This window comes from Azospirillum sp. UENF 312511 (assembly GCF_058780635.1).
Genome location: NZ_JBSNCG010000001.1, coordinates 1,037,478 through 1,052,462, shown reverse-complemented (window position 1 = coordinate 1,052,462; position 14,985 = coordinate 1,037,478). Strand labels below are relative to the sequence as shown.

The following is a 14,985-nucleotide window of genomic DNA, read 5'->3' as shown; positions in this document are numbered from 1 at the left end:
CACTCATCCCTTACGCCGGAAACGCTTCCAGGACGGCCTTCACCTGCCGCTGGAAATCCTGGTCGCTGCGATAGCGCGTCAGGACCGTCTTGTCACGCTGAACGAGGAAAAAGATGTCCTCCCGGCTGGGCAGCGAACGCGGGTTGGGCTTGTCCAGCAGTTCCCCGTTCCAGCCGATGCGCGCCATGAAATAGACGGCGCGGGAATTCAGCATGAACAGCTTGTTGTCCGGTGCCAGTTTTTCCCGGCGCAGCAGAGCGTAAAGATAATAATTTCGCCCATGGAAATAGTTGACGTAGATCGACTGCAGCGCGGCAAAGCGCTCATCGGGACTGGTGTATTTTTTGATCTGCCGTTCCAGCTTGAACCCGGCAAAGAAATATTCCCTGGCCTCGTTCTCGAAGGAGAATGCGGAGCCACGGATCTGGGTGAGCTGTTCCCCATACCTGCGCAGAACACGCCCCATCAGCAGTTCGAGGAACCGGCGTTCCGCCGCGAAATCGTCGCGGCTCTGCTGAATCAATTCGAAGACGTGGCGCAGATGATAGGGGTGTCGGACCACGATGACCGGAACGCTCGACGCCGGACGCTTCTCCCGTCCCCCCCGCTCGCCCAGCATGGTCGCCGCCGGCGAGACCGAGGCGATCACCGAGGAGATGGTGTCCTGGATCTTCCAGCGCCGCTTCACCTGCGCCGATTGCCTGCCGATGTGGAAACGCGCCAAGCGGCGCTGCCACCGGCTGCGCCATGTCTCCTTCGGCGCCTTGTGCGTCGGCAGGTTGCCAACGACCAACGGGTTGCCGAGCACGTCCGGCGGCGGCGGCAGCGGGTTGAAGTTGAAGTACTTGCCGGTGACGACGCCGCGCGTGGCACCGCCGGGCGCTCCGTCGCCCGCCGGAGCACCGCCACCCATGGACAGGCCCGCCAGCGTCGCCATTTCCGATGCACACCCTGCCTGCGTCGCCCCCTGCCGGCGGACGGTGCCGTCGGACAGGGCTCGGGTCTTTATAAGGCCGGCCGGGCAGCGAGGAAAGACGCAACCGGTCCATTATGATACTGCATGTTTTTTGTGCAACCAGTTCGTGCCGCGTTTGCGAAGGCGCTCTGGTCTGCGCGAACTCTTCGATGGTACTATGCCCTGACCGTGCGGCGGTGGGCCGCAGGGGACCGGCCAGCGCAGACAACGGGTGGAACTTCATGGCGATCCACGTCGCTCTCAACCACAAGACCGTTTACCGTTACGACCGTTTGGTCAATCTGGGGCCACAGATCATCCGGCTCCGCCCGGCTCCCCACTGCCGCACCCCGATCCTCAGCTATTCGCTGCGCGTCACCCCGAAGCATCATTTCCTGAACTGGCAGCAGGACCCCCAGTCCAACTATCAGGCCCGTTTCGTCTTCCCGGAGAAGACCCGCGAATTCGTGATCGAGGTCGATCTCGTCGCGGAGATCGCGGCGATCAACCCGTTCGATTTCTTCCTTGAGGAGAAGGCCCAGACCATCCCCTTCGCCTACGAGCCCTGGCTGGAGCGTGAGCTGCGCCCTTATCTGGAGGTCGAGGAGCCGGGGCCGCTGCTGGCCGACTACATGACCGGCATTTCGCGGGAGCCGGCGGCGTCCATCAACTTCCTGGTGGACGTCAACCAGCGGCTCCAGAAGGACATCGGCTACGTCATCCGCCTGGAGCCCGGCATCCAGACCTGCGAGGAGACGCTGGGCAAGCGCACCGGGTCCTGCCGCGATTCGGCGTGGCTGCTGGTGCAGATCCTGCGCAACCTCGGTCTGGCGGCGCGCTTCGTCTCCGGCTACCTGATCCAGCTCACCGCCGACCAAAAGGCGCTCGACGGCCCGTCCGGTCCGGAAGAGGACTTCACCGACCTGCACGCCTGGACCGAGGTGTTCCTGCCCGGTGCCGGCTGGGTCGGCCTCGACCCCACCTCGGGCCTGCTGGCCGGCGAGGGGCACATCCCGCTGGCCTGCACGCCCGACGCCTCCTCCGCCGCCCCCATCTCCGGCCTCATCGACGAGTGCGAGGTGGAGTTCGGGCACGAGATGTCGGTCACCCGCATCTACGAGGCGCCGCGCGTCACCAAGCCCTACACGCCCCGGCAATGGGCGGGGATCGAGGCGCTGGGCCACCGCATCGACGAGGAGCTGACCGCCGGCGACGTGCGCCTGACCATGGGCGGCGAGCCGACCTTCGTGTCCATCGACGACATGGACGGGGCCGAGTGGAACACCACGGCGCTCGGCCCCAACAAGCGCAAGATGGCCGCCGACCTCGTGCACCGGCTGGCCAACCGCTTCGCGCCGGGCGGGCTGCTGCATTTCGGCCAGGGCAAATGGTATCCCGGCGAATCGCTGCCGCGCTGGGCGATGACCGTCTACTGGCGCCGCGACGGCGAAGCGCTGTGGGCGAACAGCGACCTGCTGGCCCGCGAGGACACCGACTACGGCCACACGGCGGAGGACGCCGGCGCCTTCCTGGTCACGCTGGCCAAGAAGCTGGGGCTCGACCCGGCGCTGGTGCTCGCCGCCTACGAGGACCCCTGGCACTACCTGCGCCGCGAATCGCTGCTGCCGGTCAACGTCGATCCGCTGGACAGCAAGCTGGAGGACAAGGAGGAGCGGGCGCGCCTCGCCCACGTCTTCACCCGCGGCCTGAACGAGCCGGTGGGCTTCGCCCTGCCGATCAACCGCAAGATGACCCAGCAGGGGCCGGTGTGGCTGTCCAGCGCGTGGCCGCTGCGCCAGGAACGGCTGCTGCTGATGCCGGGCGACAGCCCGGTCGGCTACCGCCTGCCGCTCGGCTCGCTGCCCTGGGTGGCGCCGCAGGACTATCCCTATTCCTGGGAGACCGACCCGTTCGAGGAGCGGGCGCCGTTGCCGCCCAACCGGGTGCCGCTGCGTCAGCACGCGCTGCGCGAGCAGGCCGAACGGCAGGACGCCTCCCGGCGGACCGAGCGCGTCCAGCGCGCCATGGCCGAGGTGCGCAGCGAGATGCCGGACCACGGCAAGTCCGCGTGGTGGGTGGTCCGCACCGCCCTGACCTGCGAGGCGCGCAACGGGCGCATCCACCTGTTCCTGCCGCCGATGAACACGCTGGAGGACTATCTGGCGATGCTGGCGGAGATCGAGGCGACGGCGCTTGAACTGGACATGCCGGTGGTGATCGAGGGCTACCAGCCGCCGAAGGACCCCCGCCTGAACTCGCTGGCCGTCACCCCCGACCCCGGCGTGATCGAGGTGAACATCCACCCCTCGCACAACTGGGACGAGCTGGTCCGCAACACGCTGGAGCTTTACGAGGACGCCCGCCAGTCGCGGCTGGGCGCCGAGAAGTTCATGATCGACGGGCGCCACTGCGGCACCGGCGGCGGCAACCACGTGGTGATGGGCGGCGCCACCGCGGCGGACAGCCCCTTCCTGCGACGGCCCGACATGCTGCGCAGCCTGATCACCTTCTGGCAGAACCACCCGTCGCTGTCCTACGCCTTTTCCGGCCTGTTCATCGGCCCGACCAGCCAGGCGCCGCGCGTGGACGAGGCCCGCGACGACGCGCTCTACGAGCTGGAAATCGCCTTCAACCAGATCGACAAGGCCGCCGCGACCGGCGATTGCCCGCCCTGGATGGTCGACCGCGTGCTGCGCAACCTGCTGACCGACGTGCAGGGCAACACCCACCGGGCCGAGTTCTGCATCGACAAGCTCTACTCCCCGGACAGCTCCACCGGGCGCCTCGGGCTGGTCGAGTTCCGTGCCTTCGAGATGCCGCCCCACGCGGAGATGAGCCTGACCCAGCAGCTTCTGCTGCGCGCCCTGGTCGCGCGCTTCTGGAAGGCGCCCTACAAGGGCAAGCTGGTGCGCTGGGGGACGGAACTGCACGACCGCTTCATGCTGCCCTACTTCGTGCAGCAGGATCTGGCGGACGTCGTCGCCGACCTGCGCGATCACGGCTATCCCATCGAGGAGCGCTGGTTCGACCCGCACATGAACTTCCGCTTCCCGGTCTACGGCCACGTCAACCAGCGCGGCATCTCGCTGGAACTGCGCATGGCGCTGGAGCCGTGGAACGTCCTGGGCGAAGAGCCGGGCGGCGGCGGCACCGTGCGCTATGTCGACAGCTCGGTCGAACGGGTGCAGGTGCGGGTCACCGGCCTGACCGACGCGCGCTACGCCATCACCTGCAACGGCCGCCGCGTGCCGCTGATCCCCACCGGGACGGAGGGCGAGTTCGTCGCCGGCGTGCGGTACCGGGCGTGGCAGCCGCCCTCCTGCCTGCACCCGACGATCCCGGTGCACACGCCGCTGGTCTTCGACATCCTGGACCTGTGGGCGGGCCGCTCCATCGGCGGCTGTACCTACCACGTCATGCATCCGGGCGGGCGCAACTACGACACCTTCCCGGTCAACGCCAACGAGGCGGAGGGGCGGCGCCTCGCCCGCTTCTTCCCCTTCGGCCACACCCCCGGCCCGATGGACGCTCCGGCGGAGGAGCGCAACCCGCAGTTCCCGATGACGCTGGACCTGCGGCGGGGCTGATCGGCTCTCCCTTTCCCCGGCCGGAATACGCCTTTCGGCCGGGGGGCGCCGATGCGCCGCTTGCATCGGCGGGACCGGGCGTTCACACTTGCTGCGCATTGCACCGCCGTGAACGTACGATCCGAACCTTGGCCGACCGCGATTCGCCCTTTCTTGACCCCAGCGCGCCCCCTCCACCGGGGCTGCGTCCGGTGCCGTTCCTCCAGGGATCGCTGTTCGGCGAGGCCGACGCCATGGGCTATGGCCGCGGTGAGGTCTATGACGAGATGGTCACCGGGCAGGGCCGCCTGCGCCCGCACTGGCAGACCTTCATGGGAACGCTGGGCCCCCTCGACCCGGAGCTGATGGCCGAGCGGTGGGAGGAGGCGCGGCGCCTGCTGCACCAGAACGGCGTCACCTACAACATCTACGGCGATCCCAAGGGGATGGAGCGGCCCTGGCCGCTCGACATGGTGCCGCTGCTGATCCCCTCGCACGAGTGGAAGGCCGTCGAATCGGGCCTGATCCAGCGCGCCACGCTGTTGAACGCGGTGCTGGCCGACATCTACGGGCCGCAGACCCTGACGCGCAGCGGGCGGCTGTCCCCGGCGGTGATCCACGCCGATCCCGGATTCCGCCGCGCCGTGCACGGCATTCCGGTGCCCAACGACATCCACCTGCATTTCTACGCGGCGGACCTCGCCCGCGCGCCGGACGGGCGCTGGTGGGTGCTGTCCGATCGCACCCAGGCGCCGAGCGGCAGCGGCTACGCGCTGGAGAACCGGGCGGTGCTGGCCAAGGTCCTGCCGGACAGCTTCCGCCACTGTCAGGTGGAGCATCTGTCGCCCTTCTTCGAGGCGTACAAGGAAACGCTGCTGTCGCTGAGCCCGCGCCGCGACCAGCCGCGGATCGTCCTGCTGACGCCCGGCCCCTACAACGAAACCTACTTCGAGCACGTCTATCTGGCCCGCTACCTCGGCATCACGCTGGTGGAGGGGGCCGACCTGACCGTGCGCGACCGTCAGGTCTATCTGAAGACCCTGTCGGGGCTGGAGCCGGTGGACGTCATCCTGCGCCGCCTGGACGCCGACTTCGCCGACCCGCTGGAGCTGCGCGCCGACAGTTCGCTGGGCGTGGCGGGGCTGATCGAGGCGGTGCGCGCCGGCAACGTGGTGGTGGCGAACTCCCTCGGCTCCGGCTTCCTGGAATCCATGGCGGTCAAGCCGTCGCTGCCCATGCTCTGTCGCCATCTGCTCGGCGAGGAGCTGAAGATGCCGGGCGTCGCCGTCTGGTGGTGCGGCAACGACGACGAGCGCGCCTACGTCATCGAGCATCTGGACGGGCTGGTGGTGAAGCCGGCCTTCCCGTCCCTGTCCTTCGAGCCGATCTTCGGCGCCGACCTGTCGGCGGCGGAACGCGCCGCGCTGGTCGAGCGCATCAAGGCCCGCCCCTGGTGCTACGTCGCGCAGGAGCGGCTCGCCCTGTCCACCGCGCCGGTCTGGCAGGGCGGGCGGCTGCAGCCGCGCCCGCTGGTGCTGCGCGTCTTCCTCTGCGCCCGCCCGGACGGCAGCTACACCGTCATGCCCGGTGGCCTGACCCGCGTGTCTACCGAATCCGGGAAGCTGGTCGTCTCCATGCAGCGGGGCGGCGGCAGCAAGGACACCTGGATCCTGTCCGGGCGCCGGGCCGAGGCCACACCGGCGACGCCGCGCCCGCAGCCGGCCCAGGAACCGCAGCCTGTGCCCAAGGCGGCCTCCGCCGACCTGCCCAGCCGGGTGGCCGACAGCCTCTACTGGCTGGGCCGCTATGCGGAGCGGTCGGAGGGCACGGTGCGCCTGCTCCGTTCCACCCACTCCCGCCTGACCGACGGCAACGTGCCGGGCGCGTCGCTCCAGCTCCGCCCGCTGCTCCATCTGATGGCCTGGGAGGGCATGATCCCCTGGGACCTGACGCGCGTCACGGCGCTCGGCGGCGGACGCGCCTTGCGGGCAGCGCTCTACAGCTCGGTCGTCGATCCGGACCATCCCAACAGCCTGCGCGCCCAGGTGCAGCGGGTGCACCGCACCGCCTATTCGGTGCGCGACCGCCTGTCGCTCGACATGTGGCGGGTGGTGACGATGCTGGAGCGGCAGAGCCAGCCGCCGGCGCACAAGCTCGACGCCGCCGCCATGCTGCTGCGGCTGGACGACCTGATGACCAGCCTCGCCGCCATCGCCGGGCTGGAGCAGGAGAGCATGACGCGCGGCCAGGGCTGGCGCTTCCTCGACATCGGGCGCCGCATGGAGCGGGCGCTCCACATCATCTCGGTGATGCGCGGCATCCCGGTCCACACGCTCGACCGCCAGGACGAGCCGGTCCAGGTGGCGACGCTGAGCGTGCTGCTGGAGTTGGGGGAGAGCGTGATGACCTATCGGTCCCGCTACCTGACCAGCGTGCGCCGCCGCCCGGTGCTGGAACTGCTTCTGGCCGACGACTCCAACCCGCGCGCCCTGGATTTCCAGCTGGCGGCGCTGGAGCGGCACGTGGCGGCCCTGCCCAGCGGGTCGCAGGCGATCCCCGGCGACACGGCGGCTTCGGCCCGTTCGATCCTCGGCGCCGCCCGCGCCTCATTGCGCGCACCGGACGCGCTGGGCTCGGGCGCCGCCCTGCACACGCTGCTGGACTCGCTCGCCCTGTCGCTGCCCGAGATTTCCAACCTCCTGACCCACGCCTATTTCAGCCATGCCTTTGCCCGACCGGCCTGACCACTCCCCGACCATGGCCGGCGCGGCCCACGCTGCTGAGCACTCCGGCGACGGTTTCGGCGTGCGCTTCCGCGTGCGCCACACGACCCGCTACGACTATGGCGAGGACGTGTCGGTGTCGCACCATCTGCTCCACCTGACGGCCCGGCCGCACCCGCGCCAGCGCGTTCACCAGAGCGCGCTAACCATCCTGCCGGCGCCGGCGGTGCAGTCGTCCCACACCGACTATTTCGGCAACACCGTCACCTACGTCGCGATGCAGGAGCCGCACCGGCAACTGGTCCTCACGGCGGAGAGCGAGGTCGAGGTCGGGCCGCCACCGCCGCTGGACGCCGCCTCGACTCCGTCCTGGGAAAGTGTGCGGGATTCGCTGGGCGGCCTGAGCGGGCCGGAGGACGGGGCAGAGGTGGTCCAATACCGCTTCGACAGCACGCTGGTGGCGGCCAGCCCGACGCTGCAGGATTACGCCGCGCAGTCCTTCACGCCCGGCCGTCCGGCGGCGGAGGCCGCGCTGGACCTGATGCGGCGCATCCACGACGATTTCACCTTCGATCCCGCCGCGACGACGATCGCCACCCCGATGGCCGAGGTGATGCGGCACCGCCGCGGCGTCTGCCAGGACTTCGCCCACATCGTGGTCGGCTGCGTGCGCGCCATGGGGCTGCCGGCCCGCTACGTCTCCGGCTATCTGCGCACCATGCCCCCGCCGGGCCGGCCGCGTCTGGTCGGCGCCGACGTCAGCCACGCCTGGGCGTCCGTCTGGTGCGGCGCCGAGGCCGGCTGGATCGACGTCTGCCCGACCAACGCGCGCCGCGCCGACCAGGACTTCATCACCATCGCCTGGGGCCGCGACTACGACGACGTCAGCCCCGCCCGCGGCGTCCTGATGGGGGCCGCCGGCCACACTTTGTCCGTCAGCGTCGATGTGGAACCGCTGGAGGAAAACGGGGCATCCTGATGTCCTTTCAACCCTCTCCCCTCCGGGGAGAGGGTGGCCCGGAGGGCCGGTGAGGGGGATGCGCTTTTGCCGGACGCACCGCCACGCACATCCCCCTCACCCTAACCCTCTCCCCGGAGGGGAGAGGGGATTCGGAATGCACCCTTCGACCGATGATCACTCCGCCGGCTGAGGATGCGCACCCGTGGGGTGGCTGGCGGAGCCGTCCACCGCCGGGAGGGGCTTCTTCTTGGCGATGTAGCTGTAGACCGTCGGCACCACGAACAGCGTCAGGAAGGTGCCCAGCAGCATGCCGCCGACGATCACCGCGCCGATGGCCTGCCGGCTCTCTGCGCCGGCCCCATGGGCGTTGGCGAGCGGCACGGCGCCCAGCACCATGGCGCCCGTGGTCATCAGGATCGGGCGCAGGCGCAGCACGGCGGCTTCCTCCACCGCCTTGCGGATGTCCACCCCCTCGCGCTGGAGCTGGTTGGCGAACTCCACGATCAGGATGCCGTGCTTGGTGATGAGGCCGACGAGCGTCACCAAGCCGATCTGGCTGTAGACGTTCATCGTCCCGCCCGTGAAATGCAGGGCGGCCAGCGCGCCGGTCATCGACAGCGGCACCGTCAGCATGATCACGAAGGGATCGATGAAGCTCTCGAACTGCGCCGCCAGCACGAGATAGATGAAGGCCAGCGCCAGGATGAAGACGAAGTACAGGCCCGTCGCCGACTCCCGGAATTCGCGGCTCTGACCCGCATAGTCGGTCTGGGCGGTGGCCGGCAGCACCCGGTTCGCCGCCGCTTGGAGATAGCCCAGCGCCTCGCCCAGCGAGGTGCCCGGCGCCAGAGTCGCGGTGATGGTGACGGAGCGAAGCTTGTTGAAGTGGTTCAACTCCTTGGGCGCCACCCGCTCCTCGATGTGGACGAGGTTGGCGAGCGAGATCATCGCCCCGGTGCTGGTGGCCACACCCGCCTCCGCCGCCATGGTCGGCGTGCCGCGGACGTAGATGGAGGCGATGTCGTCCGGGTTGCGGCGGTCGACGTCGCCGACCTGGACCACCACGTCGTACTGCTTGCCCTCCTTCTTGAAGCGCGTGACCTGCCGCCCGCCCAGAAGGGTTTCCAGCGTGCGGCCCACCGTCTCCACATCCACCCCGAGGTCGGCGGCCTTGTCACGGTCGATGGTGATGCGCAGTTCCGGCTTGTTCAGCTTCAGGTCGGTGTCGAGGTTGGTCAGGCCGGGGAACTTCCGCGCCTCCGCCATCAGCCCGTCGACCATCTTCTGAAGCTCGTCGTAGGGCAGCGAGCTTTGGATGACGAAGTTGACCGGCTTGTCCACCGGGCTCTGGCCCAGCGACGGCGGATTGGTGACGAAGGCCAGGATGCCGGGAATGCCGAACATCTTGGGGAAGAGCTGGGCGGTGATCGCCTGCTGCTTCACGTCGCGCTCGTCCCAGTCGATCAGACGGACGAAGGAGATGCCCTGGTTGACCACCGGGAAGCCGACCACCACGAAGAACTTCTCGACGATGGGGATCTGGCGGAACAGGTCCTCCATCCGCTTGGCGTAGCTTTCCGTGTAGTCGAGCGTCGAGCCCTCCGGCGCGATGGCGATGCCGACGATGGTGCCGCGGTCCTCGACCGGCGCCAGCTCCGACTTCAGCCCGGTGAACAGCGTGTAGCTGAGCCCCGCCACCACCGCGCCGACCAGCAGCACCAGCGGGCGCGTCTTCAGCGACACACGGAGGATGGACCGGTAGCCGTTGGTCAGGCCGTTCAGCAACCGTTCGATGGCGTTGTAGAGCGCGTTGTGCTTGGTCTGGTGCTTCAAGAGCTTGGAGCACATCATCGGCGACAGCGTCAGGGCGACGAAGCCCGACACGATCACCGCTCCCGCGAGCGTCAGCGCGAACTCGGAGAAAAGACGGCCGGTGCGGCCGGTCATGAAGCCGATGGGCGCGTAGACCGCGGCCAGCGTGATCGTCATCGCGATGACCGCGAAGCCGATCTCCCTCGACCCCTGCAAGGCCGCCTGGAAGGGCGGCACGCCCTCCTCGATGTGGCGGTAGATGTTCTCCAGCATCACGATGGCGTCGTCGACGACGAGGCCGATGGCCAGCACCATGGACAGCAGGGTCAGCGTGTTGACCGAGAAGCCGAAGGCGTACATCAGCGCGAAGCCGCCGATCAGCGACACCGGGATGGTCACCAGCGGGACCAGCGTGGCGCGGAAGCTGCGCAGGAACACGAAGATGACCAGCACGACGAGGACGATGGCCTCGAAGATCGTGCTGAACACCGCGTCGATCGACTTGGCGATGAAGACGGAACTGTCGTAGCCGACATCCACCCCCATGCCGTCGGGCAGGGCGGCGCGGATCTTCGGCAGCGCCTCGTTCACCGCCTTGGACACGTCCAGCGGGTTGGCGGTGGACTGCTTCACCACGCCGATGGCGACGGCGCCGCGCCCGTTGAAGCGGGCGCTGACCCGCTCGTCCCGCGCCCCCAGCTCGGCCCGGCCGACGTCCTTCAGCCGGACCAGATAGCCGCCGTCGTCGCGCAGGATGATGCGGTCGAACTCCTCCGGCGTGCGCAGGTCGGTCTCGGAGACGACGGTGAACTCCCGCGCCTTGCTCTCCACGCGGCCCGCCGGGATCTCGACGTTCTGCTTGCGCAGCGCGTTCTCGACGTCCTGCGGGGTGACGCGGTAGGCGGCCATGCGCTGCGGGTCGAGCCAAAGGCGCATGGCGAAGCGCCGCTCGCCGAAGATCCGCACCTGGGCGACGCCGGGAAGGTTCTGCAGGCGGTCCTTGACGTAGCGGTCGGCGAAGTCCGTCACGTCCAACGGCGAATGGCGGTCGGACGAGAAGGCCAGATAGATGATCGGCTGGGCGTCGGCCTCCACCTTCGCGATGACCGGCTCGTCGATCTCGTTGGGAAGCTGGGCGCGCACGCGGCCGACGCGGTCGCGCACGTCGCTGGCCGCCGTGTCGACGTTGCGGTCCAGCCGGAAGCGCAGGGTGATCTGGCTCTTTTCCGCGCGGCTGATCGAAGACATCACGTCGATGCCCTCGATGCCCGACAGCGAGTCCTCCAGGATCTGGGTGACCTGGCTTTCGATGATCTCGGCCGACGCGCCCTTGTAGGTGGTTTCCACCGTGACGACGGGCTCGTCGATCTTCGGATACTCGCGCACCGACAGGCGCTGGTAGGACACGATGCCGATCAGCATGAGCGCGAGGCTCATGACCGTCGCCAGGACGGGCCGGCGGATGGAGATGTCGGAGAGGACCATCGGCTCAGCTCCCCGCCGGCTTGTTGTTGATGACCACCACCGGGGCGCCGTCGCGGATCTTCAACTGGCCGGCGGTCACCACCACGTCGCCGGGCTGCAGGCCCGCGGTGATCTCCACCTCGGCGTTGCGGCGCTCGCCCAGCGTGACGGTGGTCTGCACCGCCTTGCCCTCCACCACCTTGAAGACGAACTGCTTGTTGCCGAAGGCGCTGACCGCCTGCTCGGGCACCAGCACGGCGTTCGGGGTCTGGTCCAGCGTCAGGGCCACCCGGGCGAACAGGCCGGGGCGCAGGGCGCCGTCGCTGTTGGGGACGCGGGCGCGGATCACCACCGCGCGGCCGTTCACGTCGACCAGCGGGTCGATGGCGTAGACCGTGCCGTCGAAGGTCCGCCCGCCGAAAGAGTCCACGGCGACCTTCAGGGTCTGGCCGGTGCGGACGGTCGGCAGATACAGCTCCGGCACCCGGAAATCGAGCTTCAGGATCTCGATGGCCTCCAGGTTCACGATGTCCTTGCCCGCCGCCACGACGTCGCCCACCGAGACCTTGCGCAGGCCCAGCACGCCGTCGAAGGGCGCGGTCAGGGTCAGCTTCTCCAATTGCGCCTTGGCGAGCTGCACCGCCGCCTCGTCGGACTGGAGCTTGGCGAGCGCCTGCTCGCGGTTGCGGGCGGGGCCGGTGCGCTGGCGGTACAGCTCGTCGGCGCGGGCCAGCTCGGCGCGGGAGAAGGCGATGCTCGCCTGCGCCTGGGCCAGGGTGGCGCGGGCGATGGAGTCGTCGAGCCGGATCAGCACCGCCCCCTTTTTCACCGCCTGCCCTTCCAGGAAGGCGATCTCGGAGACCTTGCCCGCCACCTCGGGCCGGATGACCACCGATTCGCTGGACAGCAGCGAGCCGACCGCGGTGACCTGACGCGACACGGTGCCGGTCTTGACCGGCGAAGCCTCCACCGGCATCGGCGGCGCCCCGCCCGGCGGGCCGCCAGCCGTCGAGCCGCCGGCGGAGGCGCCGCCAGGGGACGGAACCTTGCCGGCGAGGAGCGTGTTGATGGTTCCGCCCTGCTTGACGAAGTACCAGTAGGCGCCGCCGCCGAGAGCGACCAGAACCAGAAGGGCGACGATGCGAAGCGTGTGGCGCATGAATACGGAACCCGCACAGGCCCGCCGGCCCGCCGGGCGGGCGCGCGGAGCGTTTCGTGTCAACCGGGCCGCTGTGAGGGGCGGACGGTAAACTGAACTATATCGTTCAGTTCAGTTCCGGAGTTGAGACGGTTGCAAGGGTTCAGGCGCGCGACCCTGGCAGATCGGGCTGCACAACCCGGCCCTTCTCCATCTCCAACCGCTCCCCATCGGGAAAAATCACCGCTAAATCAGCGGGTTGACCGGGGGCAACCGCGGTGCAGCCACCGCGTGGACGAACCGGCGCGCCATCGAGGCAAAGTCCGGGCGCGCAACAGGGCGCTTCGCCCGCCGGTAGAACCGCACGAATCCGATCGCCTTCGATGCGAACATCGGCAACCAAGACGCCATCCGCGCCGGGTGGCGGGGTGCCCTCGCCGAGGTCCGGGGAGTCGATGCGGGCGCGCTTCAGCCAGAACTTCCCGGACGCCAGCAGTCGCGCAAGCAGGCAGGCGGAGGTGGACGCGCTCATTCCCCGATCCGATGCAGTGGCGGCAAGACGGTCGTTCGGCCGATGACTCAGCCTGTCACGGAAGCGTAAAGGAAGTTTTGCTCCGGTTGGACTCTTGAAGACATCCGGGAAATCGGCGATGTGACAATCCTTGGTCCTCCGACCCTCGCGTCCCAAGGGGTGCCCGATGCTGATCGCCCAGATGTCCGACCTGCATGTAACGGCCCCCGGCACCGCCCCGACCACCGCCTACGACACGAACGCTCGCCTCGCCGCCGCGGTGGCCCATTTGAACGCGCTGGTGCCGCGCCCGGACCTCGTCCTCATCACCGGCGACCTCGTCAACGGGCCGAAACCCGGCGAGTACGCGGCGCTGTCCGCCCTGCTGGAATCGCTCGCCATCCCATTCCGCGTGCTGCCGGGCAATCATGACGACCGCGCGGAACTGCGCCGGACTTTCGCCGGCACCGGCTGGATGCCCATGAATGGTCCCTTCCTTCACCACGCGGTGGAGGGGTTTCCGGTCCGCATCCTGATGCTCGATTCGGTCATCCCCGGTTCGGCGGTGGGCGGCCTGTGCACCGACCGGCTGTCCTGGCTGGAGGAGCGTCTGGCCGAGCAGCCGGAGCGGCCGACCGTGCTGGCGCTCCACCATCCGCCTTTCGACACCGGGTTGGCCTTCCTGGACACGTTGCGCTGTCTGGAGGGTGCGGAGGAGTTGGGACGGCTGGTGCGGAGCCGTCCCAACGTCCGGGCCGTTCTGTGCGGCCACACCCACCGCCAGACCGCGGTCGCCTGGAACGGGGCGCACGGCTACGTCGCCCCGTCCGTGGCCTACCAGATCGCGCTGGATCTGGCGCCGGAGCCGCCCTACCGCTGGACGGAGGAGCCGTCCGCGCTCGCTCTTCATCAATTCCGACCGGATGGTACGGTGGTGACGCATCTGAGCGTGATCGGCGATTATCCCGGCAGGGAGTTTTCCCGCAAGGCCAGGAACTCCTGAAAGTTGGCGCAGCGTCCGGCGGCCTGCGCGGCCATGTAGGCGGCGTTCAGGGCACGCTTGGCGTCCAGGGCGGCGGCGAAGCGGTGGCGCAGCGCGGCGTCGGCGATCCGCAGCCCGTCGCCGTCCAGCCGGTCGAGCACATGGCGGTAGCAGAGGTCCGCCCGCGTGCCGCTGTCGGCGGAGCAGGTGATCGACCCCTCCCGCTGCCGGTATTCGTACAGCGGCTCCAGCACGAGCGGCAGGCGGCCCAGCCGGTCGAGGACCTGGACGTTGAAGACCACGTCGTCGCAGAAATCGACCCCCTCCTCCCAGCCGGGAACGAGGTCGCGGCGGACCACGAAGAACATCGGGACGGAGGTTCCCAGAAAGGCCGCCGCGTCCAGCGTGGCGGTCCCGGCACCGGGCGGGAACAGGGTGGAGAGCGGCGCGCCGTCGCTGTCGCGCACCACCGCCACGTTGTCCGCCGCCGCCCCCTGCGCCGCCGCCAGAGGGGCGAGCCGCGCCAAGCGGTCCGGCTCGAACCGGTCGTCGGCGTCCAGCGGGGCGATCAGAGGCAGGCGCGCGCAGCGCAGCCCGGCGTTGCGCGCCGCTGGGGCGCCGGACCCGACGCGGCCGGTTCCGGTGAAGGTCAGGCGCGAGTCGGCGATGCCGGCGGCCGCCAGAAGGGCGCGGTAGTCGGCGCCGTCGTCGCTGACCACCACCGCTTCCCAGTGGGGAAAGCTCTGCGCCAGCAGGCTGGACACGGCGCGGGCGATGGTGCCCTGCGCCCGGTAGGCCGGAATGATGACCGAGACGCCCCCGCCGCTGCCCTCGTCCATGCACCGCCCTCCGATTGTGCAAAGGTCAGTGTGC

9 protein-coding genes are annotated in these 14,985 nt (G+C 69.2%); 4 read left to right on the top strand and 5 right to left on the bottom strand.

Going from position 1 to position 14,985, the window contains the following annotated elements; genetic code table 11:
- Nucleotides 1-10: 10 nt before the first annotated feature.
- A complete protein-coding gene (locus ACWPN7_RS04815) occupies nt 11-937 on the bottom strand; it encodes a hypothetical protein (protein ID WP_451993857.1) in 927 nt (308 codons plus the stop codon).
- Between the two features lie 260 nt (nt 938-1,197).
- Here ACWPN7_RS04815 and ACWPN7_RS04810 point away from each other — a divergent pair, with 260 nt between their 5' ends.
- The 3 genes from ACWPN7_RS04810 (at nt 1,198) to ACWPN7_RS04800 (ending at nt 8,223) form a co-directional block, all read left to right on the top strand.
- Nucleotides 1,198-4,542: a transglutaminase family protein gene (locus ACWPN7_RS04810; RefSeq protein WP_349620271.1), complete on the top strand. Its 3,345-nt coding sequence runs from the start codon at nt 1,198-1,200 to the stop codon at nt 4,540-4,542.
- Nucleotides 4,543-4,670: 128 nt separating this feature from the next.
- Nucleotides 4,671-7,265 (top strand): circularly permuted type 2 ATP-grasp protein, encoded by a 2,595-nt coding sequence (locus ACWPN7_RS04805; protein ID WP_459196760.1) that lies wholly within the window; start codon nt 4,671-4,673, stop codon nt 7,263-7,265.
- The gene (locus tag ACWPN7_RS04800; protein ID WP_459196759.1) at nt 7,243-8,223 is read left to right on the top strand and encodes a transglutaminase family protein; all 981 of its coding nucleotides are present in this window, start codon (nt 7,243-7,245) and stop codon (nt 8,221-8,223) included. Before ACWPN7_RS04805 ends, ACWPN7_RS04800 begins: the two co-directional genes overlap by 23 nt.
- Before the next feature lie 156 nt (nt 8,224-8,379).
- Here the strand turns inward: ACWPN7_RS04800 and ACWPN7_RS04795 are convergent, their stop codons facing one another.
- The 3 genes from ACWPN7_RS04795 to ACWPN7_RS04785 all read right to left on the bottom strand — a co-directional run bounded on the left by ACWPN7_RS04795 (nt 8,380) and on the right by ACWPN7_RS04785 (nt 13,151).
- Nucleotides 8,380-11,502 carry an efflux RND transporter permease subunit gene (locus ACWPN7_RS04795; protein ID WP_459196758.1) on the bottom strand — a complete coding sequence of 1,041 codons (3,123 nt, stop codon included), beginning with the start codon at nt 11,500-11,502 and terminating at the stop codon, nt 8,380-8,382.
- 4 nt (nt 11,503-11,506) lie between these two features.
- Nucleotides 11,507-12,640 (bottom strand): efflux RND transporter periplasmic adaptor subunit, encoded by a 1,134-nt coding sequence (locus tag ACWPN7_RS04790; protein WP_459196757.1) that lies wholly within the window; start codon nt 12,638-12,640, stop codon nt 11,507-11,509.
- A gap of 142 nt (nt 12,641-12,782) precedes the next feature.
- A complete protein-coding gene (locus ACWPN7_RS04785; RefSeq protein WP_459196756.1) occupies nt 12,783-13,151 on the bottom strand; it encodes a hypothetical protein in 369 nt (122 codons plus the stop codon).
- Between the two features lie 166 nt (nt 13,152-13,317).
- Between ACWPN7_RS04785 and ACWPN7_RS04780 the strand changes: the two genes are divergently transcribed.
- A complete protein-coding gene (locus tag ACWPN7_RS04780) occupies nt 13,318-14,133 on the top strand; it encodes a phosphodiesterase (RefSeq protein WP_456510951.1) in 816 nt (271 codons plus the stop codon).
- Here the strand turns inward: ACWPN7_RS04780 and ACWPN7_RS04775 are convergent.
- Complete coding sequence (locus ACWPN7_RS04775) at nt 14,091-14,951, bottom strand: glycosyltransferase family 2 protein (RefSeq protein ID WP_040134148.1); 861 nt, start codon at nt 14,949-14,951, stop codon at nt 14,091-14,093. The two genes, ACWPN7_RS04780 and ACWPN7_RS04775, sit on opposite strands and share 43 nt — an antisense overlap.
- Nucleotides 14,952-14,985: the final 34 nt, after the last annotated feature.